Source organism: Aeromonas sp. 75A, from assembly GCF_051919425.1.
GTDB classification, from domain to species: domain Bacteria; phylum Pseudomonadota; class Gammaproteobacteria; order Enterobacterales; family Aeromonadaceae; genus Aeromonas; species Aeromonas veronii.
In genome coordinates this window covers 2815302-2842037 of the sequence record NZ_JBQBES010000002.1, presented here as the reverse complement: position 1 = coordinate 2842037, position 26736 = coordinate 2815302, and the positions used below count along the sequence as shown (strand labels likewise).

The window sequence follows — 26736 nt, the reverse complement described above, 5'->3', positions numbered from 1 at the left end:
TGCCACCACCGCAACACCCCCTAGAATGCGCACTTCCCTTTACTGCGAAAGGAAGCGGTATGCATATTCACATTCTCGGGATCTGCGGCACCTTTATGGGTGGTCTGGCGGTGTTGGCAAAACAGCTTGGTTACCGGGTAACCGGTTCGGATGCCAATGTCTATCCCCCCATGAGTACCCAGCTCGAGCAACAGGGCATCGAACTGACCGAAGGCTATGACCCCTCCCAACTCGATCCGGCGCCGGATCTGGTGGTGATTGGCAACGCCATGAGCCGCGGCAACCCCTGTGTTGAATATGTGCTGGACCGCAATCTGCCCTACATCTCCGGCCCCCAGTGGCTGCTGGAGCACGTGCTGCAAGATCGCTGGGTGCTGGCCGTAGCCGGCACCCACGGCAAGACCACCACCGCCAGCATGCTGGCCTGGGTGCTGGAGTACGCCAAACTGGAGCCCGGTTTCCTTATTGGCGGCGTGCCGGGCAACTTCCCGGTCTCGGCCCGTCTCGGCTCCGCCCCCTTCTTCGTCATCGAAGCGGACGAGTATGACTGCGCCTTCTTCGACAAACGCTCCAAGTTCGTCCACTACCACCCGCGCACCCTGGTGATGAACAATCTGGAGTTCGACCACGCGGACATCTTCCCGGATCTCGCCGCGATCCAGCGCCAGTTCCACCACCTGATGCGCACCGTGCCGAGCAACGGCCGAGTGCTGTTCCCGCAAGCCGATGACAACCTCACCGCCGTGCGCAAGATGGGCTGCTGGAGCGAAGTGGAGCTGGTAGGTCAGGACGACGCCAAGTGGCAGGCGGTCAAGCTGGCCGATGACGGCTCCGCCTTCGAGGTGTGGCTGGATGGTGAAAAACAGGGCGAGGTGCACTGGGAGTGCATCGGCGAGCACAACGTCAACAATGGCCTGATGGCCATCGCCGCTGCCCGCCACGCCGGTGTCATGGTAGAGCATGGCATCGCCGCCCTCTGCCAATTCAAATCCCCCAAGCGGCGGATGGAGCTCAAGGGTGAGGTAGCGGGCATCAGCGTCTATGACGACTTCGCCCACCACCCCACCGCCATCGAGACCACCCTCGGCGGCCTGCGCGCCAAAGTGGGCGAGGCCCGCATTCTGGCGGTGCTGGAGCCGCGCTCCAACACCATGAAGCTGGGGGTTCACAAGGAGGAGCTGGCTGGCTGCTTCGATGGCGCCGACGAGGTGTTCTTCTTCCAGCCGCCCAACATCGGCTGGGATCTCGGCGAGGTGACCGCCCATATGACCCGACCGGCCAAGGTATTCAATGATCTGGAGACCCTGATCAACCGGCTGGTGGCCGAGAGCCGCGATGGCGACCATATTCTGATCATGAGCAACGGCGGCTTCGGTGGCATTCATGACAAGCTGATCGCCCGCCTCAAGGATTACCACGGCGAACTATGAACAAAGCGATCACCCTGGCGCTGACCGGCGCCTCCGGCGCCCCCTACGCCCTGCGCCTGCTCCAGTGTCTGGTGCAGGCGGACTATCGGGTCTACCTGCTCGCCTCCTCGGCGGCTCGTGTGGTACTCAAGACCGAGCAGCAGCAGGATTGGCCGGGCTCGCCGAAAGAGCTCTCTGCCTATCTCTGTCGCCAATATGGCGCCAAGGAGGGGCAGATTGTCGCCTGCGGCAAGGAGGAGTGGTTCTCGCCGGTGGCCTCCGGTTCGGCCGCGCCCAAACAGATGGTGGTCTGCCCCTGCTCCATGGGCACCGTCTCGGCCATTGCCAACGGCACCTCGGACAACCTGCTGGAGCGGGCAGCGGATGTGGTGCTCAAGGAGCGTGGCCAACTGATCCTGGTGCCCCGCGAAACCCCCTTCTCGGCGATCCATCTGGAGAACATGCTGAAACTGGCGCGGCTCGGGGTGACCATCATGCCTGCCGCCCCCGGTTTCTATCATGAGCCGAAAAGCATCGCCGATCTGGTGGACTTTATGGTCGCCCGCATCCTCGATCATCTCGGTGTCGAGCATGAGTTGACCCACCGCTGGGGCTATGGCCACCACTGAGCTGACCGCCATATCCGGCCATAAAAAAACGGCGCCACTCAATGAGTGACGCCGTTTTTTCGTTAAGCCGTGTTAGCGAGCCTGAATTGGCGCCGTCACGTACTTGAACAGGAAATCAGTCACCTCTTGGCGCGCCGGGCGCTGAGGTTGATTGATCATCTGCATCATCACATAGCCAAAACCGGTCAAAGAGCGGGCCAGATCCTGTGCTGACAGCACGCTGGTGATCTCCCCTGCATCCATGGCGGTTTGCAGCTCGCTGGCGATCAGCTCAAGGCAGTGATCGAGCAGCCGGGTATAGCGGGGCCATACCTCTTCCCGAACCGATGAGCTCCACTCCAGCCAGATACCGGCATAATCCGGTTGATCGTAGGCGGCATCGACAGAGAGGCGTACATGACGCTGGATCTTGTCGAAAATGGAGCCCTGGTCACCGTATGCCTGCGACAGCATCTGGTTCACAAAGCGTTCGATCTCGGCCAGCACCTCATCTACCAACTCCTCACGGGTGTTGAAATAGTTGAAGACGGTAGCCACAGAGACCTTGGCCTGTTCGGCTATCTCGGCGTGACCTGCACGGCCAATGCCGCGACGGGAGAACACCTCGATGGCACATTCCATCAATTGGGAGCGACGAGCTTCCGGCGACAGCCGGGTACGACGTCTTATTTCTGCGCGTGGTTCCATAGTTTTTATCATCTAATAGTTATTGATTATGGTGTTTATAGTATTTTAACTAATCATGCCTGAGTGCCTGCTAACTCTATCAATTAAAATAAGCCGATAAAAGCACCACGTATCTCTAGCACCCTTCAACATGAGTGGTAGAATCATCGGTTTTGATATTCATGAACGGCCAAATCCCCTTTGGCCTTATGGGAGTAAGTGATGAAACACACCGTCGAGGTGATGATCTCCGAGGCTGAAGTAGCCGCCCGGATCGCCAAATTGGGTGAAGAGATCACCGCCCGCTATCAGGGTTCTGACGAAGTCGTGATGATTGCGCTGCTGCGCGGTTCCTGCATCTTCCTGGCCGACCTCTGCCGCCAGTGCCAGCTGCCCATCACCCTGGACTTCATGACCGCCTCCAGCTACGGCTCCGGCATGCACAGCACCCGTGACGTCCGCATCCTCAAAGACCTGGACGATGACATCAAGGGCAAAGATGTGGTGATCGTGGAAGACATCATCGACACCGGTTACACCCTCAACAAGGTGCGCGAGATCCTCTCCCTGCGCGAGCCGAAATCCCTGGCCATCTGCACCCTGCTGGACAAACCCTCCCGCCGCGAAGTGCAGGTGCCGGTAGACTGGATTGGCTTCGCCATTCCGGACGAATTCGTGGTCGGCTGTGGCATCGACTACGCCCAGAAGTACCGCAACCTGCCGTTTATCGGCAAAGTGGTACCCCAGGAGTAAGCCAGGTTCAGGAATATCACGGGTGAAGCGGCCTTGCGCCCTTTACTCTGTGCAGGCGGCCTTGGCCGCCTTTTCTGTATCGAGCCGGATTCAACCATCACAGAGGTTGCAATGAACGCACTGGAAATCAGCGGCCTGAAAAAGACCTATCAGGGGGGCGTCGAAGCCCTTAAAGGCATCGATCTTACCGTCAGGCAGGGGGATTTCTTCGCCCTGCTCGGCCCGAACGGCGCGGGCAAATCCACCACCATCGGCGTCATCAGCTCGCTGGTAAACAAGAGCGCCGGCAAGGTGAAGGTGTTTGGCTACGACATCGACAGCGATCTGGAACAGGCCAAGGCCCAGCTCGGACTGGTGCCGCAGGAGTTCAACTTCAGCCAGTTCGAGAAGGTGATCCAGATTGTCACCCATCAGGCCGGTTTCTACGGCGTGCCCAAGGCAGAAGCCAAGATCCGCGCCGAGAAGTACCTGCGCCAGCTCGATCTGTGGGAAAAGCGCGACATGCCGGCCCGCACCCTCTCCGGCGGCATGAAGCGTCGCCTGATGATCGCCCGCGCCCTGATGCACGAGCCCAAGCTGTTGATCCTCGATGAGCCGACCGCCGGGGTCGATATCGAGATCCGTCGCTCCATGTGGAGTTTCCTCAAGGATCTCAACGAGCAGGGGGTGACCATCATTCTCACCACCCACTATCTGGAAGAGGCCGAGATGCTCTGCCGCAACATCGGCATCATCGACAAGGGTCGTCTGATCGAGAACACCAGCATGAAGAATCTGCTGGGCAAGCTGGGTCGCGAGACCTTCCTGCTCGACCTTGCGCCAGGTTCTGCCGTACCCGAGGTGCCAGAGTTCAACGGCCGCATGCAGGATGAGCGCACCCTTGAGGTGGATCTCGACAAGAGCCAGTCACTCAACAGCCTGTTCGAGCAACTGTCGAAGCAGCAGGTGCAGGTCGTGAGCATGCGCAACAAGGCCAACCGGCTGGAAGAGCTGTTCGTCAATCTGGTCGAAGAGGGGAGAAAAGCATGAATCTGGCCATCTACTACATCGCCTTCAAGAGCATTCTGGCCAAAGAGGTGAGCCGCTTCACCCGCATCTGGATCCAGACCCTGGTGCCACCGGCCATCACCATGAGCCTCTACTTCGTCATTTTCGGCAACCTGATCGGTTCGCGCATCGGTGACATGGGCGGTTTCACCTACATGGAGTTCATCGTGCCCGGCCTCATCATGATGTCGGTGATCACCAACTCCTACTCCAACGTCGCCTCCTCCTTCTTCAGCGCCAAGTTCCAGCGCAATATCGAGGAGATGCTAGTCGCGCCGGTACCCAACTACGTCATCATCGCCGGTTACGTGGGTGGGGGCGTGGCACGCGGCCTCTGTGTCGGCCTCATCGTCACCCTGGTGTCGCTGTTCTTCGTGCCGCTGCAGATCCACCATCTGTTCAGCGTCTGCGTGACCGTGCTGCTCACCGCGATCCTCTTCTCGCTGGGTGGCCTTATCAATGCGGTGTTTGCCAAGACCTTCGACGACATCAGCATCATCCCCACCTTCGTGCTGACGCCGCTCACCTATCTGGGCGGGGTGTTCTACTCCATCAGCCTGCTGCCCCCCTTCTGGCAGAGTGTCTCCCAGGTGAACCCGATCATCTACATGGTGAACGCGTTCCGTTACGGCTTCCTCGGCATCTCCGACGTGCCGCTCGGCACCGCCTACCTCATCATCATCGGCTTTATCGTGGCCCTCTACGGTATCGCCTGGTGGCTTATCTCCCGGGGCACCGGCCTGCGCCACTGATTGCCAAAACGGGCACCTCACGGTGCCCGTTTTTTATTCCCCCTGTAGCCCCTTCAACCTGCCAGCTCCCTTCTCAATAACCTGCCTGTCATTAAGGATTTACCTGACACCTTGTGATCCACCGCAATTTTCTAATTACCCCTAAAGGTATAATTCTCGCGGTTGGATGTGCCGTCACGGATGGCTCGTCCGTCTCTTCATTTCTCTCATCAGGGCAGGATCGCCTATGTCACTTATCACCGAGTTGCCAGCCATATTCGATAGCTTTTCAGATGCCCGTCGTCAGGGCTTTCTGGCTGTAATGGCACTCAAGGAGCGACAGATCCCCCTGGTCGGTACCTACTGTACCTTTATGCCGCAGGAGGTGGCGATGGCCGCCGGCGCCGTGGTGGTATCGCTCTGCTCCACCAGCGACGAGACCATCGAGGAGGCCGAGAAAGATCTGCCCCGCAACCTCTGCCCGCTCATCAAGAGCAGCTACGGTTTTGGCAAGACCGACAAGTGCCCCTACTTCTACTTCTCCGATCTGGTGGTGGGGGAAACCACCTGCGACGGCAAGAAGAAGATGTACGAGTACATGGCCGAGTTCAAACCGGTGCATGTGATGCAGTTGCCCAACCGCGCCGATGACGAAGCCTCCCGCACCCTGTGGCGCAGCGAAATCGTCCGCTTCAAGGAGTTGCTGGAGCAGCAGTTTGGCCAACCGATCAGCGAGCAGGCGCTACGAGAGGCCATCGTGCTGAAAAACCGCGAGCGCCGCGCGCTGGCCGACTTCTACCGGCTGGGTCAGCTCAACCCGCCGGCGCTGAGCGGCACCGACCTGCTCAAGGTGGTCTATGGCGCCACCTTCCGCTTCGACAAGGAGCAGCTCATCAGCGAGCTGCAGGAGATGACCCGCCGCATCAAGGCCGAGTATGCCGAGGGCAAGCGGCTCGATGCCCGTCCGCGCATCCTCATCACCGGCTGCCCCATCGGCGGCGCAGCTGACAAGGTGGTGCGCCTCATCGAGGAGCACGGCGGCTGGGTGGTGGGTTACGAGAACTGCACCGGCGCCAAGGCAACCGAGCAGTGCGTCAGGGAAGAGGGCGACCTGTTCGATGCGCTGACCGACAAGTATCTGGCCATCGGCTGCTCTTGCATCTCCCCCAACCACCAGCGCATGAATCTGCTGAGCCAGATGGTGGAGGAGTATCAGGCAGACGGGGTGATCGATGTGATCCTGCAAGCCTGCCACACCTATGCGGTGGAGTCGCTCGCCATCAAGCGCCATGTGCGCGAATGCCATGGCATCCCCTACATGGCGGTCGAGACCGACTACTCCAGCGCCGACAAGGGACAGCTGGCCACCCGGCTGGCCGCCTTTATCGAAATGCTGTAAGGAGGCGCAGTGTCACTCTCCATCGGGATTGACTCGGGCTCCACCGCGACCAAGGGGATCCTGTTCGACCACAAGGATGGCGGGCGTATCGTCCGCCGTTTTCTGGTGCCGACTCCCTTTCGTCCGCTGGCTGCCATCGAGCAAGGCTGGGAGGAGCTCTCGGCCGATTTGCCAGAGCGCCCCCACCTGACCCTGACCGGCTATGGCCGGGATCTGGCGTCGTTCGCCGATCGGCGGGTCACCGAGATCTCCTGCCACGGGCTGGGCGCCCGCCTGCTCTGCCCGTCAGTGCATACCGTCATCGACATCGGCGGCCAGGACAGCAAGGTGATCCAGCTCGATAGTGACGGCAACCTCACCGATTTTCTGATGAACGACAAGTGCGCCGCCGGTACCGGGCGCTTTCTCCAGGTGATCACCCGCACTCTGGGGGCGCGGGTCGAACAGCTCGACGAACTGCTGCAAGGGGCCGAACCCCACGACATCAGCAGCATGTGCACCGTGTTTGCCGAGTCGGAGGCGATCAGCCTGCGCTCGGCGGGCATTCCCGCCGAGTCGATCCTGGCCGGCATCGTCCGCTCCATGGCCCGGCGCAGCGCCAGCTTTATCGGCCGCCTCGGCGCCCGACCGAGCGTGCTCTTTACCGGCGGAGTCAGCCACTGCGCCACCTTCCGCCACTATCTGGCGCAAGGATTGGGCTGTGAGGTCGCCACCCACCCGGATGCCCAGTTTGCCGGTGCGCTGGGGGCCGCCCTGTTCGGCGCCCGCGCCAGCACGGGAGGCAAATCATGAATCAGGAGTTTCTCTACCTGTTCCACTCCACCCTCGGCACGGTCAGGCTGCGCAAACGGCTGGAGCAGCACGGCCAGGCGTTTCGGGTCTGCGATGTGCCGCGCCTGCTCAGCGCCGGCTGTGGCCTCGCCATTCGCCTCCACAGCCCGCCAGACGAGTGGCAGCAGTGGTGCCAGAGCGGTGAAACCGCCGCCGTCTTTCGCTGCGAAGCGGACGGCGACTATCAGGAGCTGGCCCGCTATCCGGCCAATAGCCCGGACATGGCGAAGCAAACGCCTGTGGCTGGCAGTCGGAGTCATGGATGATAAAGAGCTATCCCATGGCTGTTTATCTGCGCATGCTGGCCAATCTGGCGCTGGGGGGATTCTTCCTCGCCTCCGCTGGGTTCAAGCTGGTCTCCCCCGCCCTGTTCATCGAGCAGATCGGCGCCTTTGGTCTGATCTGGCCGCAGCTGATCCCGTTCGCCGCCTGGGGGCTGATTGCCCTTGAGCTCTGCGCCGGGCTTGCAGTCATCGCCAACCGGCGCTGGGGATTGTGGCTGGTGATCGGGCTGCTCGCCCTGTTTATTCCGGTGTTGGGCTATGGCATTGCCATCGGGCTCGACATCTCTTGCGGCTGTCTTGGCAGGGCTGATCTCAGCTCGCTGCCGGAGGCCATTGTGCGGGATCTGCTGCTACTGACGCTTGCGGGCGCCCTGCTGCGAACTTCCCGCCCCGTTTTCCCGTTCCAAAGGAGTAGTGACATGATGACATTGCGATCCCGCACTCTGGTAGCCTCGCTGATCGCCGCCAGCTTTGCCCTCGCAGGCTGTGGCGACAACCAGTTCGAGCAGGAGGTGAAGCTGGAACAATCGGCGGTACAACTGGCACAGGAGGCGCAGCAGGGGGGCTATCAGCTGCTGACCGTTGCCGAGCTGAAAACCCGGATGGACAAGGGCGAGGAGCTGGTGATCATCGACACCATGCCCTATGAGGACTCCTACAAGAAAGAGCACATCCCGGGCGCCAAGAACTTTGTCTTCGTGAAGGAGGCCAAGTCAGGCGACAACTGGAGCGAGATCGTCGAGGGAAGCGGTACACCGGAGCAGTTCCAGGCGCTGCTGGGTGAAGACAAAGCCCGCCCCGTGGTGATCTACTGCGGCTTCGTCAAGTGCGGCCGCAGCCACAACGCAGCCGCCTGGGCGGTGACTCAGGGCTATCAGCAAGTCTATCGGGTGCCGGGCGGCATCTTCGCCTGGAAAGGAGCCGGTTACCCCGTCTCTGCCGAATAACCGCGTCTGCCTACAAGGCAACACAGCCAATATGAAAGAAGCCCGCAACTGCGGGCTTCTTTCATATTGGGTAACGCTCGGGGTTAGCTGGCGGCCTGCTGCTCCAGCACCTGCGTCTCGGCCAGCTGCTGTTTGCCCAGCAACCGCTTGGTGATCATGGCCGCCATGATGGAGCCGTTGACGTTGAGAGCTGTGCGGCCCATATCCACCAGTGGCTCGATGGCGATCATCACCCCCACCAGCGCGATGGGGAAGTTGAGGGTGGAGAGCACGATCAGCGCGGCGAAAGTGCCTCCGCCGCCAACGCCAGCCACCCCGATGGAGCCGAGCGCAATGACCGGCAACAGAGTCAGCAGAAACAGGGGATCAAAGGGGTTGATGCCGAGCATGGGGGCGATCATCGCCACCATCATGGCCGGATAGATGCCGGCGCAACCGTTCTGGCCCAGATTGGCACCGAACGAGGCGGCAAAGTTGGCGATGCTGGCGGGCACCCCAAGGCGCTGCTGGGTCTCGATGCTGAGGGGGATGGAGGCGGCACTGCTGCGGGAGACAAAAGCGAAGGTGAGCACACCCCACACTTCCCGCAGATAGTGCAGCGGGTTCTGGCCGATCAGCAGCAGGATCACCATGTGTACCGCAAACATCGCCAGAATGGCGACGTAGCAGACCAGAATAAAGCCGAGCAGGCTGAGGATCTCGCTCATGGGATAGTGAGCCACCACCCGGGCGATCAGCGCCATCACGCCATAAGGGGTGAGGGCAATCACCACCCGCACCATCTTCATCACCCACAGTTGCAGAGTGTCGATGGCCACGGCGGCGCGAGCACCGGCCTCCGGGTGCTCCGTCTTCATCTGGAGCAGAGCAACCCCCGCCAGCACGGTGAAAATCACCACCCCGATCACCGAGAGGCTGCGGCTACCCGCCATATCGGCGGCAAAGTTGGTGGGCACCAGCGAGAGTAGCAGGGCCGGCAGGGTCTGGGCTCTGTCGATGGTGCTCATGCTCTGTTGCAGGGTGGCGCTGTCGCTACCGTGACTCAACAACCCGGCTGCCGTGAGACCGCTTAGGTGGGTGATGGTCATCCCCACCACACCGGCGATCATCACCAGCGTCAGCATGGAGCCGATCAGCACGGCACTGATCTTGCCGAGGGACTGGGCCTGCTCCAGCTTGTTGATGGCGGAGAGGATGGAGGTGAACACCAGCGGCATCATCACCACCTTGAGCAGGCTGACATAGCCACCGCCGACGATATTGACCCACTCCAGGGTCTGCTGAACGTCGGCATCATCGGCGCCCCAACCCAGTTGCAGCGCCAGCCCGAACAGGGCGCCAAGCAACAGACCCGCAAGCACCTTGCGCGAGAGCGGCACAGTAGAGGGAATCCGGGTCAGGGCAAAACAGAGCAGACAGAAAACAAGCGATGCAATCAGGACAAACATCATGAGTACCTGTAGCGGCCATCAGGCCAAAAGTGGATAGAAACGAAGGGAGATGCGGGCTGGGCCGCAGAACAAAACGCCGGAATGCAGGAGAGTGCAGGCGTGAAAAAGCAGCGGACGCCCGAGGGGGCGTCCGCTGGCATTCGGGGGAATTACTTCTTTACGGGGGCGTCGTACTGTTCGGGTTCGTCGCTATAGACGCAGACATTCCACTTGGCAGCCAAACCATCTTCCGCCAGACAGTAACGCTCGAAGAAAGCCTTGATCTCCGTGCGCTGGCAGTGGGCTTCAAAGGCCGCCATATCTTGCCAAATCTCGTTGAACACGATGGGAAAGCTTTCCCCATCGGCAAACGGGCTCTCGATGTGGCGGGTCACCCGATATTGCAGGCAACCATCCTCACGCAGGGTGTTGGGCTCGAGCGCCTGCAGCACCTGAAACAGGGCCTGCTCCTGACCGGGTTTGGGCAGGAATTGGGCAATGCAGTAAACCTTCTTGGACATGGGGTCCTCCTGGTTGTGGCGGGCTCAGGCTTGCTACAGCGTGACCACTTGATTGTCGATAAGGCGGGCCTTGCCAAGATAAGCAGCCATCAGGATCACCAGCTGCGCGCTCTCATCTGTGGCGGATTCGAGGGTGGCGGCATCGACGATGTCGATGGCATCGGTACGAAAACCGGCGTTGTCGAGACGCTGGCTGGCCTGCGCCACCAAGGACGGCAGGTGGTGATCACCCGCTTCGATCTGCTCGGCGATCCAGTTCATGGTGCGCGCCAGCTCGGGGGCAATGGCCCGCTCGGCGGCAGTCAGGTAGCCGTTGCGGGAAGAGAGCGCCAGCCCGTCTTCGGCCCGCACGGTGGGCACGCCGACGATCTCGATGGGCATCGCCATGTCGGCCACCATCTTTCGAATAAGCGCCAACTGCTGGTAATCCTTCTGGCCAAAGCAGGCCACATCCGGCTGTACCAGATTGAACAGCTTGGTGACGACGGTACTGACACCACGGAAGTGACCCGGGCGCAGCGCTCCCTCCAGCAGATTGGAGAGACCCGGCACCTCGACGAAGGTCTGGCTCGCCAGCCCCTGCGGATACATGATCTCCGGGGTCGGGGTGAATACCATGTCGACCCCGGCCGCCTCCAGCGCAGCGCAATCCTGCTCCAGAGTGCGCGGATAGTTGGCAAGATCCTCGGCCTTGTCGAACTGCATCGGGTTGACGAAGATGCTGACCACCACCTTCTCGGCGTGGCTGTGCGCCTCCTTCACCAGCGTCAGGTGGCCCTGATGCAGATTGCCCATGGTGGGCACGAATGCGATGGCACGCCCTTCACGGCGCCATTGGCTTATCTGCTCACGCAGAACGACGGGATTATTTACGACCAACATCAGCAGTTCACCTTCCGATAAATCAAAAAGAGAGACGGGTTGCATCCACAGATAGCGCTCGGGCGGGATGGGGCACGAACATGGCTATCAGCAGTTCACCTTTAGATGAATCAATAAGATACGGATTAGCTATACAGATTAACTGTGCGAGGCTGAGAAGCAGAGACGGGGGCCGCAGCCCCCATCATGCAACCGCCAGGATCAGTTGAAGCAGTGCTCCGGGCCGGGGAAGCTCCCCTCGCTCACCTGCTGGACATAGAGGCGGATGGCGGCACGCACATCGCCGGTCTCGGCCAGGAAGTTCTTGGTGAACTTGGGCACATAGCCGGAGGTGACGCCAAAGGCATCGTGCATCACCAAAATTTGACCATCGGTCGCGGGGCCGGCACCAATGCCGATCACCGGGATGCGAAGCGCCTTGGTGATGCGCTCGGCCAGCGCAGTGGGCACACACTCGAGCACCAGTAGCTGGATACCGGCCGCTTGCAGTTCGAGGGCCTGGCGGTAGATTTCCTGGGCTTGAAACTCATCGCGCCCCTGCACCTTGAAGCCGCCAAAGACATGAACGGATTGCGGAGTGAGGCCGAGGTGACCGCACACCGGCACCCCGTTGCGGGTGAGGTGGCGAATGGAGTCACAGAGCCAGTCGCCCCCTTCCATCTTCACCATGCGGGCACCGGCCGCCATCAGGCGGGCGGCGTTCTGGTAAGTCTGCTCGGGGGTGGCGTAGCTCATGAACGGCATGTCGGCGACCACCAGTGCCTTGCTGGCACCGCGCGCCACACAGCGGGTGTGATAGACCATCTCATCCATGTTGACCGCCAGGGTATCCTGACCCCCTTGCAGCACCATGCCCAGCGAATCGCCGATGAGCAGCACGTGGGCCCCCTCGTCGTCGAACAGCTTGGCAAAGGTGGCATCATAGGCGGTGATGGCGGTGAACTTTTGACCTTCCTGCTTCATCTTCAGCAGGCTGGCGGTGGTGATCTTGCTCATAGAGGCTCCTGTACGTCTGCACGCGGGGCAATGATGGCCAAATCATTGTGCGGGCAGCGGGCAACCAGTCGGGCGAGCGGGGTGCCGCAGGGCAGCACCAGAGCAGGCGCAATTTCGGCAAGGGGCAGCAGCACGAACTCCCGCTCCTTCATGCCGTAGTGGGGTACGATGAGGCGCTCATGGTTGATCACCTGATCCCCATAGAGCAGCAGATCGAGATCCAGAGTTCTCGGCCCCCACCGCTCATCTTTGCGCACACGTCCCTGTTCCAGCTCGATTTTTTGTAATTGGTCCAGCAGCGCAAGGGGCGCGAGCCGGGTATTGAGCCGGGCCACGGCATTGACGTAGTCCGGTTGGTCAGCAGGCCCCATGGGGCGGCTGCTGTAAAACGACGAGGCATCCACCAGCACAGATTCCGGCAACCTTGCCAAGGCGGCAACGGCGCGACGAGCCTGACCCAGCGGATCAGACAGGTTGGAACCAATGGCGATGAAGACCTCGGTCATCACGTCTGTTGTCACTCGGCCACTTTCGGTTTGCGGCGACGGGGGCGACGGCGGTTACGGCTGTTGCTGCTGCGCTTCTCGCCATCGTGGCTGCGAGCCTCGCCGCGCTCACCGCTGGCCGGGCGACGGGTCGCTTCACGCTGCAGTTGCGGGCGCACATCCGGATTGGAGGCGACATAGCGCTCCCACCAGCTGGCCAGCTCGCCGAGACCGCGCTCGACCCGGTTGCGCAGCAACAGGAAGTCGAACGCCGCGCGGAACTTGGGATGCTCCATGGCGCGCTCGGGGTGCTTGCCCTGACGACGGGTCAGCCGCTGTTGCAGTGCCCAGATGTCGCGGACATCTGTGGTGAAACGGCGGGGAACGGCGATGATCCGCACCTGATTGTCCAGCACCTCGTTGATCGCCAGCATGAAGGCGTCATACCAGGGCAGGCCGCTCTCGTTCTCCAGCACCCGACCACGGGCCTCGACGCAGCCCCACAGCAGGGTGGCGTAGAGGAAGGCGGGGGTGACGCGCTTGTCTTCACGAACGCGGGTGTCGGTATCGATCAGTGCCTGCTCGATAAACTGCTCGTAGGGCGAGTTGCCGTGCGGGGTAAACAGCGCCGCCACTTGCGGGAACAGCTGTTGGAACAGGCCATACTCGCGCAGCAGTTTGTAGGTCGCCAGACCGTCGCCAGCCAGGAACAGCTTGAGGGTCTCCTCAAACAGGCGGGCAGCCGGTATGTCTTGCAGCAGTGGCGCCAGCTCCTTGATGGGGGCGGCGGTACGCGGACTGATGGTCATATCCAGCTTGGCGGCGAAGCGCACGGCGCGCAGCATCCGCACCGGATCTTCACGATAACGGGTCTCGGGATCGCCGATCAGCTCAAGCTTGCGCTCGGCCAGATCTTCCAGACCCCCTTCGAAATCGTGCAGAGTGAAATCTTTGGCGCTGTAGTAGAGGGCGTTGACGGTAAAGTCGCGGCGCTCGGCATCCTCTTCGATGGTGCCGTAGACGTTGTCGCGCAGCAGCATGCCTTCATCAGACTGGGCCGACACATGTTTGCTGGTATTGACCTGATGGTGGTGACCCCGGAAGGTGGCCACTTCGATCACGTCACGACCAAAGACAATGTGGGCCAGGCGGAAACGACGGCCAATCAGGCGGCAGTTGCTGAACAGCGCCTTGATCTGCTCCGGCGTCGCATCGGTTGCGATGTCGAAATCCTTGGGCGTCTTCCCGAGCAGCAGATCCCGGACTCCGCCGCCGACCAGGTAGGCCTCATAGCCCCCTTTGTTCAGGCGATAGAGCACCTTGAGTGCATTCTCGCTGATCTCTTTGCGCGAAATAGGGTGCTGATCACGGCTTAAGGTACGACGTTGACCGGCGACACGGGCTGGAATGGGGGATTCCACCGACTGCTCGCCGTCTTCCTTGCCGAGCACCTTGCGGCAAAAGTTTGCGATCTGGGAAAAAATGGTACACCTCTTCATGACTTCTAAATTGACGGGAGGCCAAAAAATAGCGGCCTATGATAGCTCACGCCTAACCAAATGAAAAACCGTGCTGACAATTGATCCCGCATGAAACCGTCTGCCAGCGAAAATAGCGGTCAATCTGCACATAGCTCAGGCCTGCACAAATGAAAAACCATGTGGCTACTTCAGCTCATTTGAATCAAGCCGAGCCAAAAAATAGCGGTCTAACTGCGCATAGCTCACGCCTGACCAAATGAAAAACCGTGCTGACAATTGATCCCGTTTGAAACGGATCATCCCGGTAAAATCACAATCAACAGCGGCAATTTACGCTCAATCAAACAAAAATCACCTGGTCGACTCAGCAATCCGCGAGCGGGATTTTCTCGCTGGCGGGCACCCGTTCGAGCTGCCAGTTAGCGATCCCCCACCGGATGATCTCGTCGATCCGGCTCGCCATCAGCTCGGGCGGCGGGCACTGGCCGAGGAAGTGCAGCGCCTGCCACAGTGCCGGGCGCACCTCATCAAGCGCCAGCGCAGGCGCATGGTTCTGCTTGGAGAGCTTGTTGCCATCTGCCAGCACCGCCAGCGGCAGGTGCACCCAGTCGGGCACCGCTGCCCCCAGGGTCTGGTAGAGGGCAATCTGGCGCACCGTGGGCTCCAGCAGATCGGCACCGCGCACTATCTCGGTGATGCCGCTGTCCATATCATCCACCACCACCGCCAGGTTGTAGGCGTAGAGCCCGTCGCGGCGGCGGATAATGAAATCCTCCTCGGCGAGCGCCGCCGGGACCGCGATATGGCCCTGCAAACGATCGTCGAAGTGGTAGACCGGATGGTGCTGGCGCAGCCGGGCGGCGCAACCTTCGGCCGCCAGCCCGAGGGTGCGGCAGTGGCCGCTGTAAAGACCGCCCGCAGCCATAATTTCGCGCCGGGTGCAACGGCACCAGTAGAGGTCCCCCGCCCGATAGAGCTGGTCGATGATCTCGTCATAACGGCCGTGGCGCGCACTCTGGAACATCACCTCCCCATCCCACTCGAGACCATATGCCTCAAGGGTTTTGAGAATAAGGTCGGCCGCCCCCGCCATCTCCCGAGGCGGATCGATATCTTCGATGCGCACCAGCCAACGTCCCTGCTGCGCTCTGGCCTGCAAAAAGCTGCCGAGGGCGGCGATCAGCGAACCGAAATGAAGCGGGCCTGAGGGTGAGGGGGCAAAACGGCCCACATAGGGGCGCACAAGGGGTGAGGACGGGGAATTCACTGGCATGACTGTTCGGGTAAGCGATTCATTGAGGCTGCATTCTGGGGCGCGACCGCCAAAAGCTCAATAAAAAAGGGAGCCCGCAAGCTCCCTTTTTCATATACCAGAGGGTCGGGATCAACCGGCCATCTGTTTTTCCTTGATCTCGGCCAGCGTCTTGCAATCGACACAGAGGTCGGCAGTCGGACGGGCTTCCAGACGACGGATACCGATCTCGATACCGCAGTGTTCGCAGTAACCGAAATCATCGTCTTCAAGCAGCTGCAAGGTCTTCTCGATCTTCTTGATCAGCTTGCGTTCACGGTCGCGGGTACGCAGTTCAAGAGCGAACTCTTCTTCTTGCGCGGCACGATCCACGGGATCCGGGAAGTTGGCAGCCTCGTCTTTCATATGGTCGACGGTACGATCAACTTCCTGCATCAGTTGGTTGCGCCAGGCACCCAGGATCTTGCGAAAATGCGCCTTTTGTTGGTCATTCATGTACTCCTCACCCGGCTTTTCCTGGTAAGGCGCGACACCCGCAATGGCCAGGGGGCCCAGAGATTTCCTGTTTTCGCCTGTTGGCATGCCCTGTCTCCTAATTCAGCACGCTACCCGTGCCATCCATAAATTGAGGGCGACATCTATAGCAGAAGGGTAACGGGTAAGCAAACGAGCCGTACCAATAATGTTACCCACTCCAATATTTATGCACTCCCCTCGGGTAACAGGTGACCAGATTCAAACGGAATAAACCCTTGAGCCACCATGCCTTGCACCCCAACATGGGGCCGATAGCATAAAATTTCAACCCCCGCCGCGATTGCCTGCTCAATTAGCAGACTATAGTGCGGATCTATATGGGTTGCAGGGCGCATCCGGCTTATTCCGGAGTGCAACACCATAAAGAGCAGCACGGCCCTGTGGCCCGCCGCTTTCATCGCCATCAACTCGCGCAAATGCTTGGCACCACGGGCGGTGACCGCATCGGGGAAGTAGCCCATGCCAACCTCCTCCCGCTCGTCGAGCAGGGTGACCGATTTTACCTCGATGTAACAATTGCCCTTCTCATCATCTTCCAGCAACAGATCGATGCGACTGTTCTCTTCGCCATACTTCACCTCGGTGCGCAACCGACTGTAACCCGCCAGCGGAGCGATAGCCTCCTGCTCGATCAACTCCCGGGCGATCTGGTTGGCGCGCGCCGTGTTGACGCAGATAAAGTGGCCCGCCGGGCTCTCGGCGATCTCCCAGCTGTTGGGCAGCTTGCGCTTGGGGTTATCAGAGGTGGAGTACCAGACCCGGGTGCCCGGATCGGCACAACCGGTCATGGCACCGGTATTGGCGCAGTGGATAGTGATGACCTCGCCGTTATCGAGTTGCACATCGGTCAGAAAGCGCTTGTAGCGGGCCAGCAGCTGGCCCGATTGCAGGGGGGGATCAAAAATCACGGGTTAGCCCTCCGCGCATCTTCTTTTACCCGGGCGCGCAGCGGCCAGCAGGCAAGCGGCTCGTAGCGCACCCCGTCCGGAGTCGAGATGGATTGATAGAGGCAGAACTCATCGGCCTGCAGCAGAAAATTTGGGGCTGGCAGGATGGCCGGAGCCTCACCCGCCTTGCGCGACAGGGTGACATGGGGTCGATAACCCTGCTCGCCATTGCCAAGACGCAACTTCTCGCCGTGGCGGCGCAGCGCCTTCGCCAGCACGGTCAGCTCATTGGGCCACTCCTTCGGGCCAATCCAGGCCGCCTTGGCCCGGCTGAACCAGCCGGTCTCATCCAGCCTGATGGTGAGCGGCGGACAGTGCTGGCGCTCTACGGCGGCGATCAGGCGGCGGGTGGTCAACTCGTCCGCCTCCCCCAGAAAGGCGAGGGTCAGATGAAGGTTGGCTTGCGGCACCGGCTGACCGGGCCAAGGCAGCTGATCGCGCCAGGCGATGAGCTCGGGGGCGAGCTCCTTGACGGGCAGGGCAAAGAAGAGTTTGGCCATGTGGTGATAATGCCTTTTTCACGCTCATTGGATGGGCCCATTCTATGGCAGCTATCCGGCCATGTCTCGCCACCCTCCCGCCCGAGTGGCCATATCCGCACATCCACTCACGGTGGCGCGGGCGGCTGTGGCAGAATAGGCGCCGTTTTACCGGTTGCTACAGAAGGTGCTCATCGCTTTGTCCCAGCTCCCCATCGTTTCGGTATTGCCCGAACTCTTTGCCGCCCTCGACAGCCACACCAGCGTGATCCTGCAGGCGCCCCCCGGCGCAGGCAAATCGACCCTGCTGCCGCTGGAGCTGGTGCGTCAGAACCGGCTGCCCGGCCGCATCATCATGCTGGAGCCAAGGCGCCTCGCGGCGCGCAATATCGCCAGCTTTCTGGCGCGCCAGCTGGGGGAGAAGGTGGGCGAGCGCATCGGCCTGCGAGTGCGTGGCGAGAGCCGCACCAGCTCAGCGACCCGGCTAGAGATCGTCACCGAAGGGGTGCTGACCCGGATGTTGCAGCAAGACCCTGAGCTGAATGGCGTCTCGCTGGTCATCTTCGATGAGTTCCACGAACGCAGTCTGCACGCCGATACCGCGCTGGCCTTCGCTATCGAGAGCCAGCAGGGATTGCGCGATGACCTCAAGCTCCTGGTGATGTCCGCAACCCTGGATGGCATGGCACTCGAGACCTTGCTGCCGGATGCTCCTGTGGTTCGCTCCGAGGGGCGTGGTTTCCCTATCGATTACCACTACCGCCCCGCCAATCGCCAGCAGTGGCTGGAGCCACAAGTCGGAACCGTGGTACTCGAGGCGCTGGCCGATCAAGATGGCAGCCTGCTGGTCTTTCTGCCGGGACAGGGGGAGATCGAGCGGTTGGCGCAATGGTTGGCAGACAAACTGCCGGACGACGTGACCTTCGCCCCCCTCTACGGCCGCCTCGATATGGCAGCCCAGCAGGCGGCCATCGAACCGGCGCCTGCGGGCCGCCGTAAGCTGGTGCTTACCACCAATGTGGCGGAGACCTCCCTCACTATTGAGGGGATTTCGGTGGTGATCGATAGCGGGCTGGAACGACGGGCTTCCTATGATCTGAAAAGCGGTGTCACCCGACTGGAGACCCGCCCCATCGCCAAAGCCTCCGCCATCCAGCGGGCAGGCCGCGCCGGTCGTCTCGGCCCCGGCGTCTGCTACCGGCTCTGGAGCAGCGAGGTGCAGGAGCGGCTCGCCGAGCAGAGCCCGCCAGATATCCTCACTCAGGAGCTGACCGGCCTGCTGCTGGATGCCGCCCAGTGGGGGGCAAAGGTGGAAGATCTGCCGCTGCTGGACATGCCCCCCGCCGCTGCGGTGGCCAGCGCCCAGCGGCTGCTGGTGGATCTTGGCGCCATGAAGCCGGAGGGTGAGCAACAACTCACTGCCGCTGGCCGCGCCATGGCGGCCTTCGGTACCCACCCTCGGCTCGCCCGCATGCTGCTGCGCGCCCGCGAGCTGGAAGCTGAAGGTCTGACAGGGATTGTCGCCGATGCCGCTTATCTGGTGGCGTTGCAGGAAGAAGATCTGCGAGGATCGGAGCGCCTCTCTGTGCTGTTCCACCGCCGTCAAAACGCTCTGCGCCAGAGCGCGGCCCGCTGGTTTGAACGGCTTGGCGTGCGCCCTGCCAATGCACAGGGTCAGTGGCTGGGGCTGATCTGTGCCCTCGCCTGGCCGGATCGCATCGGCAAACTGCGTAGCGGCAGTCGCTATCAACTCAGTGGTGGGGTGAGCTGCGATCTGGTAGAAGGTCATCCCTGTCAGGGACAAGCCGCCCTCATCGCCATTGAGATGGGGCAGAACGATCGCGGCAGCCGCATCTTTATCGCCGAACCGGTCGATCTGGACGAGCTGGTACGCCTGCTGCCGGAACTGGTGAGCGAACGGCAGTGGTTCGACTGGGATGAACGTGAAGAGCGGGTGCGCGCCGAACGCCAGCAGGTGATCGGCGAGCTGGTGCTGAGCCAGCGACCGCTGACCGAACTCTCTGACGAGCAGAAAGGGCGCTGCCTGCTGCAAGGCATTCGCCGCAAGGGGCTGCATGTGCTGCCGTGGGACGAGAGCAGCGAAGGGCTGCTGGCCCGTCTACGCTGTGCCCGCGACTGGCTGCCCGATGAGGGGTGGCCAGCCATGGATGACGAGAGCCTGCTGGCCACCCTCGAACAGTGGCTGCTGCCAGCGGTGAGCGGCATGACCCGGCTTGAGCAGTTGAAAAAGCTCAACCTCGGCGACATCCTGCGCCAATCCCTGCCCTGGCCGCAGCCCAAGCGGCTGGACGAGGCGCTGCCGAGCCACTTTGCAGCGCCCACCGGCAGCCGGGTGCGGATCCGCTATCAGCCCGGGCAGGCACCGGTAATCCCGGTGCGCATTCAGGAGATGTTCGGTCAAGGTTCGACCCCCTGCGTGGCAGATGGCAGGGTGCCGCTGGTGGTAGAGCTGCTCTCCCCCGCCCAGCGACCGCTGCAGATCACCGCCGATCTGGCTGCCTTCTGGGCTGGATCCTACGAGCAGGTGAAAAAAGAGATGAAGGGGCGCTATCCCCGCCACTACTGGCCGGATAATCCGCTGGAAGCGATGCCGACCAAAGTCACCAAAAAGAAGATGGGCATCTAGGTTCGATGGGTTAATCCCGCTCGAACGTTCGCGAATGCGACATAACAAGTAGAAAGGAAAGCAAAGAGGATTTATGGCAACCCAACGACGCAAGCGTGCCCCCAAGAAGGCAGCGCCCAAACGCACCATCTGGCGCAAGCTGTTCTGGCTTGGCTTCAAGCTCTCCCTGGTGGTGGCGGCCTTTATGGTGGTGTTTGGCATCTACCTCGATACCAAGGTGCGCGAGCGCTTCGATGGCGAGAAGTGGCAGCTGCCGGTGATGGTCTACAGCCGCCCGCTGGAGCTCTACCCCAGCCAGCGCCTGTCGCGGGACCAGATGCTGCGCGAGCTCAACATGCTGAGTTACAAGCAGGTGCGCCAGCCTCACACGCCGGGTGAATACACCATCAACGGCAACCGCATCGAGTTGATTCGCCGTCCTTTCGAGTTCTATGATGGCGCCGATGGAGCCCGCGGCCTGCGCCTCACCTTCAACGGCCCGCGCCTTGAGGGGATCCAGTCGCTGGAGAACCAGCGCCAGCTCGGTTACGCCCAGATGGACCCGGTGCTGCTCGATCGCCTCAATACCGAAGATCGGGAAGATCGCCTGCTGGTGCGTATCGCCGAAGTGCCCGACAGCCTGCTGGTGACCCTGCTCACCACCGAAGATCGCGACTTCTACCAGCATGGTGGCGTCTCGCCGGTGGCCATCATGCGCGCCATGTTCGCCAACCTGATCGCGGGTCGTACCGTGCAGGGGGGCAGTACCCTGACCCAGCAGCTGGCCAAGAACTTCTTCCTGACCCGTGAACGCAGCCTGTGGCGAAAACTGCAGGAAGCCTACATGGCGGTGCTGATCGACTATCGCTACAGCAAGGACGAGATCCTGGAGTCCTACCTCAACGAGGTCTATCTGGGGCAAAACTTCTCGCAAGGGGTCTACGGTTTCGGCCTCGCCTCCTACTTCTACTTCGGCATTCCGGTCAACGAGCTGGATATCGATCAGGTCGCCCTGCTGGTCGGTCTGGTGAAAGGCCCCTCCTATTACGACCCATGGCGCTTCCCGGAGCGGGCCAAGACCCGCCGTGATCTGGTGCTGAAGCTGCTGATGGATCACGGCAGCCTGACCCAGGCCGAGTATGAACTGGCCAGCCGTCAGCCCCTCGGCATCATCGCTCGCGGCCAGATGAGTTATGGTCGCACCCCGGCCTTTATGGGGCTGCTCAAACGGGAGATCCAGAGCCGCTTCGGCGCCGATCTGCTCAAGCAGTCCGGCCTCAAGATCTTCACCAGTCTCGACCCCATCGCCCAGCACGCGGCCGAGCGGGCGGTCGAATCGGGCCTCGCCGATATCGAGAAGCTGCGCGGCAAGAAGAAGCTGGAGGCGGCCATGGTGGTCTCCGACTGGCACAAGGGCGAAGTGGTCGCGCTGGTGGGTGGCCGCGATCCCCGCTACGCCGGGTTCAACCGGGCGCTCGATGCCCGCCGCCAGATCGGCTCGCTGGTGAAACCGGCAGTCTACCTCACCGGTCTATCCAACGGTCTTACCCTGGCGACCCCGCTCAAAGATCAGCCGATCCGCATTCGCGGTCAGGATGGTCAGGTCTGGACGCCGCAAAACTACGATCGCAAGTTCCGCCAGAGCGTGCCGCTGATGGATGCATTGGCCAGCTCCCTCAACGTACCGACCGTCAATCTGGGTCTGCAAGTCGGGCTGGAGAAGGTAGTCGACACCCTGCACAAGCTGGGAGTCCAGCAGGAGATCCAGCCCTATCCGTCGCTGGTGCTGGGGGCAGTGGCCCTCTCCCCGCTGGAGGTGAACCAGATGTATCTGCCCATCGCCAATCAGGGACTGACCCAGCCGCTGTCGGCCATTCGCGCCGTAGTCAACGGGGATGGCAGCCTGCTCTATCAGCATGATCAGACCGCCAAGCGGGTCACCGACCAGCAAGCAAGCTGGCTGACCCTGTTCGCCATGACCAAGACGGTGAGTCAGGGCACGGCCCGCGCGCTCAGTGCCAAGTTCCCGGGCGCCACCATGGCGGCCAAGACAGGCACCACCAACGAGCTGCGCGACTCCTGGTTTGCCGGGATGGACAACAACGAACTGGTCAGTATCTGGGTCGGTCGCGACGACAACACCCCGGCGGGTTTGACCGGTGCCAGCGGTGCCTTGCAGCTCTTTAGCGGCTACATGAGCCAGCGCGGCGTCAACAGTCTGGGATTGAAGATGCCGGAAGGGGTCACCTGGGCCAACTTCTCCCGCGCCAGCGGCACCCGCGTCGCCAGCGACTGCCCGGGCAGCCTGCAGGTGCCGGCCAAAGCCTCCACCATGGGCTCCCCGGCCGGTTGCGCCAGCAGTGCGACGCCGCGCAGTGCGCTGGATGACTGGTTCGGCGGTTTCTTCAACTAGATCAACGACACGGGCAGCACAGGCTGCCCGTTCACTATGCTGCTGACAAGGAAACACCATGACCTTTCCGCTGTTTGACGCCATCCACCATGTGGCCATCATCGCCAGCGATTACCCACGCTCGCGCCACTTCTACCACGAGGTGCTGGGGCTGCCCATCATCGCCGAGACTCTGCGCGAAGCGCGCCAATCGTGGAAACTGGATCTGGCCCTGCCGGACGGCAGCCAGCTGGAGCTGTTCAGCTTCCCCTCGCCTCCCGAGCGCCCCTCCCGCCCCGAGGCGTGCGGCCTGCGCCATCTTGCCTTTCGGGTCAGCGATCTTGACCGGGTCATCGCCCACCTGCAGGCCCATCGGGTCGAGGTAGAGCCGGTGCGAGTGGACGAGCTGACCGGCAAGCGCTTTACCTTCTTCGCCGACCCCGATGGTCTGCCGCTGGAACTCTACGAAGCGCCGCGCTGAGCCTGCATTTACCAAGCAATCAGCCAAACAAAAGCCGCCCGGTTGCGACCGGGCGGCTTTTCTTATTGCTTCAGGTTATCAGGCGGTAGTCAGCATAACGACAGCCAGCGCCATCACCATCATGCCAGCCCAACCGATGGGCTTGAGCCGCTCACCAAAGAAGAGCAAACCGCCCAGCGCCGTACCGACGATGCCGATAGCCCCCCAGGTGGCGTAGGCAACAGCCAGGTCAATCTGGCCGCCACTTACCGCTTCCGAGAGCAGGGTAAAGGCGCCGAGTACCAGCATGATCCCCAGGAAGCCCCACCCCTTGTAACGAAAACCCTTGGAGCGGTTGATGGCCATGTTGGCGCCGATATCGATCAGTGCGGCACCCAATACAATCACAAACGGACTCATGCTGTGGCCTCCGCTTCTACTGACTTGTCTGCAGGCTCATCATGGGTCTCCCCCATGGTCACCATAACAATCCCCACTATCGCGAGAGCCAGGCCAATCAGCTCCTGAACGGTCACATCGTAACCAAGGAACATGACCGACACTATGGTGATCAAGGTGATCCCGAGCCCCTCCCAGAGCGCAAACGCAATACCAATGGAGATTGTTTTGGCGGCTTTCGCCAGCAACCAGTACGAGAAGCCGATCAACAGCCACATCGGGATGTAATTCATCCAGCCAGCTCCCTGCTCGGGGATCATGGCCATGCTGGAGGTACCGGCGACCTCGGTCACGATGGCGCCGGTCAAAAACAGCCGGGCCAGAAACATACGACTTAATAACATATAAGATGCCTTTGTTGCTTCGACGGGAGAGATGGTAAACGGGGAGAAGCAACTCGCGACAATCGCTCAGCGTCGATTATTCCGACGCCACAGGTTTGCCTTGCCTTGGTTCGACACGCTAAGGTGATAGTGAAAAACTCCGCCATAGCCTGTAAAACATGAAGCTATATCAGATAGAACTCTTTGTAGAGTCCGCCAATAGAGGCTCTATTGCCAACACTGCCCGTCGCCTCGGCAAAAGCCGCAGCGCCGTCAGCACCGCCATCGCGGCGCTGGAAGTTGAGCTTGGCGTCGAACTTTTTGAACGAGGCGCCAATCAGAGTCGCCTGACCGAGATCGGCGAGCTGGTGCTTGATGATTGCACTCGCCTGCTGCAGGCAGCCAACAGCCTGCAGCAGAAGTGCAAACATTACGCCTCTGGGGCCGAAGTGGCGCTGCGGGTTGCCCGCGATGACGCCATTCCCGAGCCGGTGTGGCGCGAGATGCTGGCCAGCCTGCACAATCAGTTTCCTGGCACCAGTATCTCGCTGGTGCTCGCCTCTCCGCCTGAACTGCCGGCGCTGGTGGAAGAGGGATTCGTCGATGCCGCCTTTGGCCTTATTACCGAAGATCAGGAGCGCAGCGGCCTCAATATCGACGTGCTCAACCCGATCCGCACCCTGATGGTGGTGGCACCCAGCCATCCGCTGGCCGGACTGAAGCGGGTCAAACAGCAGGATCTGACCGATCACACCCAGGTTACCCTCTCGTATGTAGATGAATTTTCTGTAAAAAGCCTGCTACCTGTGGGAGGGCAGCATATCGGTCTCTCCAGCTTCGAGTTGATGCGCAATGCGGTGCTGGACGGGCTGGGCTGGGCAGTGCTCCCCTCGCCACTGATCCAGAGCCAGTTGCGACAAGGCTCCCTGCTGACCCTGAAACACAAGTTCAGCCTGCAGTGGCGGGATTACGGGGTCTATCTGGCGGAAAACGCCTATCACGGCAAGGTGTTGGCCTGGTTGAAGAAGTCTATCCAGGGGTATCTGGAACCTTTCGAGTAGCGATAAAGAGGCGGAGCCAGCTCACGATATCTACTTATCCTGATGATCCGAGAGGATGTGATCGTGCATACTGTTCACATACTCATTGAGCGCCGGAGGCGTAACCGATATGAGCAGTGCCCAAGACAAGGACGATATCTTGCTGGACGACGACATCATCGAACTCGATGATGAGGAGGTCGTGGTCCCCAAGGCACTCAACCCATGGCAAGTGCTGATCGTGGATGATGAGCCGGATATCCATCATGCCACCCGCCTGGCCCTCTCCAACATTCACTACAAATCCCGCCCGCTAGAGCTGCTCAATGCCTACAGCGGCGCCGAAGCTGGCCGCATGCTGGAGGCCAATCCCAGGATTGCACTGATCCTGCTCGATGTGGTGATGGAGACCGAAGACGCAGGTCTGCGGCTGGTGCACCGGATCCGCAACGAAATGCACAACTCGCTGGTGCGGATCGTGCTGCGTACCGGCCAACCCGGCCAAGCCCCCGAGCAGCGGGTGATCCTCGATTACGACATCAATGACTACAAGACAAAGACCGAGCTGACGGTACAAAAACTCTACACCACTGTCATCGCATCCCTGCGCTCATACGAAACCCTCAGTGCCATCGACAAGAGCCGGCAGGGGCTCGGAAAAATTCTGGAAGGGGCAGGCGATCTCTACCATCTTCATTCACTCAAGGAGTTTGCCTCCGGCGTGCTGAAACAGATCAGCGCCATTCTCGATGTGGGCACCGAAGGGGCCATCTGCGCCGAGCGCCGTCCCGGCGAACAGGGGCTGGAGATCCTCGCCGCCACCGGCGACTACGAGACTCTGCTGGATGATGGCAAGATCACCGACTTTCCCACCCTCAATGACTCGGTCCTGAAGGCACTGGCGGCGCGCTGCAACCGCTTTGAACACCCGCAGGACTCCCTCTATATCGCCGCCCAGAATGGTCGCGAGTTCGTGTTGAGTTTTACCCCGACCCAGCCCCTCGATCCCCTCGAGTGCGACCTGCTGGATGTCTTCTGCCAGCGCATCTCGGCAGCCTACGACAACCTCTATCTCTACAACCAGTTGCTGCGCGCCCAAGAGGCCACCGTGGTGGCGCTGGCGGCGCTGGCGGAGTTTCGCGACTCCGATACCGGCGAGCATGTCTTGCGGGTGCAGAAGCTCTCGGATGCCATCGTGGCCGAATTGAAGCAAATGGCAGCCTATCCCGAGCAGCTAACCCCGGAGTTTGTCGAGATGATCGGCATGGCCTCCATCCTGCACGATGTGGGCAAGGTGGGCACCCCGGATCATATCCTGCACAAACCCGGCCGTTTCGACCCGGAAGAGCGGGCCATCATGGAGCAGCACGCCGGTATCGGCGCCAATATCCTGCACAAGGCGGGCGAAATGGTGGAGGGAACCAGCTACCTCTCTCTCGGCGCCGAAATCGCCCGGGGCCACCACGAGCACTTCGATGGCAAGGGCTACCCTCAGCAGCTGACTGGCCAGCAGATCCCGCTGTCGGCGAGGATTGTGGCGGTAGTCGATGTATTCGATGCCCTGCTCAGCAAGCGCCCCTACAAGGAGCCCTGGACGCTGGCGCAGACCATGGAGTATATCCAGTCCCGCTCCGGCACCCAGTTTGACCCTCATGTAGTGACAGCCCTGTCGCGACTGGTCAACGAGTCGAGACTCCCCTACTCGCTCTGACCCCCTTTGCTCGCAACTC

At 61.2% G+C, this 26736-nt stretch carries 27 protein-coding genes and 1 pseudogene; 15 read left to right on the top strand and 13 right to left on the bottom strand.

The window, feature by feature from the left end:
- Positions 1-59: 59 nt before the first annotated feature.
- Together mpl and ACTG2T_RS13405 are read left to right on the top strand one after the other, a co-directional pair.
- Entirely contained in the window at positions 60-1430 is a 1371-nt protein-coding gene (gene mpl, locus ACTG2T_RS13410) for a UDP-N-acetylmuramate:L-alanyl-gamma-D-glutamyl-meso-diaminopimelate ligase (protein ID WP_107682723.1), read from the top strand.
- Positions 1427-2038, top strand: coding sequence for a flavin prenyltransferase UbiX (locus ACTG2T_RS13405; RefSeq protein WP_107682724.1), 612 nt, complete (start codon positions 1427-1429; stop codon positions 2036-2038). Before mpl ends, ACTG2T_RS13405 begins: the two co-directional genes overlap by 4 nt.
- A 72-nt stretch (positions 2039-2110) precedes the next feature.
- Here the strand turns inward: ACTG2T_RS13405 and ACTG2T_RS13400 are convergent, their stop codons facing one another.
- Positions 2111-2725: a TetR/AcrR family transcriptional regulator gene (locus ACTG2T_RS13400; protein WP_042079938.1), complete on the bottom strand. Its 615-nt coding sequence runs from the start codon at positions 2723-2725 to the stop codon at positions 2111-2113.
- 201 nt (positions 2726-2926) lie between these two features.
- Here ACTG2T_RS13400 and hpt point away from each other — a divergent pair, with 201 nt between their 5' ends.
- From hpt to ACTG2T_RS13360, 8 genes and pseudogenes are all read left to right on the top strand, one after another.
- Complete coding sequence (gene hpt / locus ACTG2T_RS13395) at positions 2927-3457, top strand: hypoxanthine phosphoribosyltransferase (protein ID WP_005335618.1); 531 nt, start codon at positions 2927-2929, stop codon at positions 3455-3457.
- A gap of 111 nt (positions 3458-3568) precedes the next feature.
- Complete coding sequence (locus ACTG2T_RS13390) at positions 3569-4486, top strand: ABC transporter ATP-binding protein (RefSeq protein WP_330125346.1); 918 nt, start codon at positions 3569-3571, stop codon at positions 4484-4486.
- Positions 4483-5256, top strand: a complete 774-nt coding sequence (locus ACTG2T_RS13385) for an ABC transporter permease (RefSeq protein WP_167574161.1) — start codon at positions 4483-4485, stop codon at positions 5254-5256. Before ACTG2T_RS13390 ends, ACTG2T_RS13385 begins: the two co-directional genes overlap by 4 nt.
- A gap of 226 nt (positions 5257-5482) precedes the next feature.
- Positions 5483-6634, top strand: a complete 1152-nt coding sequence (locus ACTG2T_RS13380; protein ID WP_330125345.1) for a double-cubane-cluster-containing anaerobic reductase — start codon at positions 5483-5485, stop codon at positions 6632-6634.
- Between the two features lie 9 nt (positions 6635-6643).
- Positions 6644-7426, top strand: coding sequence for an acyl-CoA dehydratase activase (locus tag ACTG2T_RS13375; RefSeq protein WP_330125343.1), 783 nt, complete (start codon positions 6644-6646; stop codon positions 7424-7426).
- Positions 7423-7731 (top strand): DUF3343 domain-containing protein, encoded by a 309-nt coding sequence (locus ACTG2T_RS13370; RefSeq protein ID WP_330125342.1) that lies wholly within the window; start codon positions 7423-7425, stop codon positions 7729-7731. The genes ACTG2T_RS13375 and ACTG2T_RS13370 overlap by 4 nt, the downstream gene beginning before the upstream one ends.
- Positions 7728-8147 (top strand): annotated as a pseudogene (locus ACTG2T_RS13365) (MauE/DoxX family redox-associated membrane protein); the annotation flags it as partial. The gene ACTG2T_RS13370 and the pseudogene ACTG2T_RS13365, both read left to right, overlap by 4 nt.
- A 21-nt stretch (positions 8148-8168) precedes the next feature.
- Positions 8169-8696, top strand: a complete 528-nt coding sequence (locus tag ACTG2T_RS13360; protein ID WP_330125380.1) for a rhodanese-like domain-containing protein — start codon at positions 8169-8171, stop codon at positions 8694-8696.
- Positions 8697-8779: 83 nt separating this feature from the next.
- Here the strand turns inward: ACTG2T_RS13360 and ACTG2T_RS13355 are convergent, their stop codons facing one another.
- The 10 genes from ACTG2T_RS13355 to thpR form a co-directional block, all read right to left on the bottom strand.
- On the bottom strand, positions 8780-10147 hold the full coding sequence (locus ACTG2T_RS13355; protein WP_330125341.1) for a cation:dicarboxylate symporter family transporter: 1368 nt from the start codon (positions 10145-10147) through the stop codon (positions 8780-8782).
- A gap of 149 nt (positions 10148-10296) precedes the next feature.
- Entirely contained in the window at positions 10297-10647 is a 351-nt protein-coding gene (locus tag ACTG2T_RS13350; protein ID WP_330125340.1) for a putative quinol monooxygenase, read from the bottom strand.
- Positions 10648-10680: 33 nt separating this feature from the next.
- The gene (gene panC, locus ACTG2T_RS13345; protein ID WP_115521744.1) at positions 10681-11529 is read right to left on the bottom strand and encodes a pantoate--beta-alanine ligase; all 849 of its coding nucleotides are present in this window, start codon (positions 11527-11529) and stop codon (positions 10681-10683) included.
- 201 nt (positions 11530-11730) lie between these two features.
- Positions 11731-12525: a 3-methyl-2-oxobutanoate hydroxymethyltransferase gene (gene panB / locus ACTG2T_RS13340; protein WP_005335640.1), complete on the bottom strand. Its 795-nt coding sequence runs from the start codon at positions 12523-12525 to the stop codon at positions 11731-11733.
- Positions 12522-13031, bottom strand: a complete 510-nt coding sequence (gene folK / locus ACTG2T_RS13335) for a 2-amino-4-hydroxy-6-hydroxymethyldihydropteridine diphosphokinase (RefSeq protein ID WP_139495635.1) — start codon at positions 13029-13031, stop codon at positions 12522-12524. Before folK ends, panB begins: the two co-directional genes overlap by 4 nt.
- A gap of 11 nt (positions 13032-13042) precedes the next feature.
- Positions 13043-14509, bottom strand: a complete 1467-nt coding sequence (pcnB, locus tag ACTG2T_RS13330) for a polynucleotide adenylyltransferase PcnB (RefSeq protein WP_005335642.1) — start codon at positions 14507-14509, stop codon at positions 13043-13045.
- A 346-nt stretch (positions 14510-14855) separates the two neighbouring features.
- Positions 14856-15764, bottom strand: a complete 909-nt coding sequence (gene gluQRS / locus ACTG2T_RS13325) for a tRNA glutamyl-Q(34) synthetase GluQRS (RefSeq protein WP_330125339.1) — start codon at positions 15762-15764, stop codon at positions 14856-14858.
- A gap of 111 nt (positions 15765-15875) precedes the next feature.
- On the bottom strand, positions 15876-16325 hold the full coding sequence (gene dksA / locus ACTG2T_RS13320; RefSeq protein WP_005335644.1) for an RNA polymerase-binding protein DksA: 450 nt from the start codon (positions 16323-16325) through the stop codon (positions 15876-15878).
- Positions 16326-16444: 119 nt separating this feature from the next.
- The gene (sfsA, locus tag ACTG2T_RS13315; protein WP_330125338.1) at positions 16445-17188 is read right to left on the bottom strand and encodes a DNA/RNA nuclease SfsA; all 744 of its coding nucleotides are present in this window, start codon (positions 17186-17188) and stop codon (positions 16445-16447) included.
- Positions 17185-17727: an RNA 2',3'-cyclic phosphodiesterase gene (gene thpR / locus ACTG2T_RS13310; RefSeq protein ID WP_107682735.1), complete on the bottom strand. Its 543-nt coding sequence runs from the start codon at positions 17725-17727 to the stop codon at positions 17185-17187. The genes sfsA and thpR overlap by 4 nt, the downstream gene beginning before the upstream one ends.
- Positions 17728-17905: 178 nt before the next feature.
- Between thpR and hrpB the strand changes: the two genes are divergently transcribed.
- The 3 genes from hrpB (at position 17906) to gloA2 (ending at position 23205) form a co-directional block, all read left to right on the top strand.
- Positions 17906-20353: an ATP-dependent helicase HrpB gene (gene hrpB, locus ACTG2T_RS13305; protein WP_330125337.1), complete on the top strand. Its 2448-nt coding sequence runs from the start codon at positions 17906-17908 to the stop codon at positions 20351-20353.
- A 73-nt stretch (positions 20354-20426) separates the two neighbouring features.
- Positions 20427-22745 (top strand): penicillin-binding protein 1B, encoded by a 2319-nt coding sequence (gene mrcB / locus ACTG2T_RS13300; protein ID WP_100652841.1) that lies wholly within the window; start codon positions 20427-20429, stop codon positions 22743-22745.
- A gap of 58 nt (positions 22746-22803) precedes the next feature.
- Entirely contained in the window at positions 22804-23205 is a 402-nt protein-coding gene (gene gloA2, locus ACTG2T_RS13295; RefSeq protein WP_139495604.1) for an SMU1112c/YaeR family gloxylase I-like metalloprotein, read from the top strand.
- 78 nt (positions 23206-23283) lie between these two features.
- On the opposite strand, the gene ACTG2T_RS13290 is transcribed toward gloA2, so the two are convergent.
- Both ACTG2T_RS13290 and ACTG2T_RS13285 read right to left on the bottom strand, forming a co-directional pair.
- Positions 23284-23604: an SMR family transporter gene (locus tag ACTG2T_RS13290; protein ID WP_005335659.1), complete on the bottom strand. Its 321-nt coding sequence runs from the start codon at positions 23602-23604 to the stop codon at positions 23284-23286.
- A complete protein-coding gene (locus tag ACTG2T_RS13285) occupies positions 23601-23987 on the bottom strand; it encodes a DMT family transporter (protein WP_005335660.1) in 387 nt (128 codons plus the stop codon). Before ACTG2T_RS13285 ends, ACTG2T_RS13290 begins: the two co-directional genes overlap by 4 nt.
- Positions 23988-24145: 158 nt before the next feature.
- Here ACTG2T_RS13285 and ACTG2T_RS13280 point away from each other — a divergent pair, with 158 nt between their 5' ends.
- On the top strand, positions 24146-25027 hold the full coding sequence (locus ACTG2T_RS13280; protein WP_330125336.1) for a LysR family transcriptional regulator: 882 nt from the start codon (positions 24146-24148) through the stop codon (positions 25025-25027).
- 109 nt (positions 25028-25136) lie between these two features.
- Complete coding sequence (locus ACTG2T_RS13275; protein WP_330125335.1) at positions 25137-26717, top strand: DUF3369 domain-containing protein; 1581 nt, start codon at positions 25137-25139, stop codon at positions 26715-26717.
- Positions 26718-26736 lie beyond the last annotated feature (19 nt).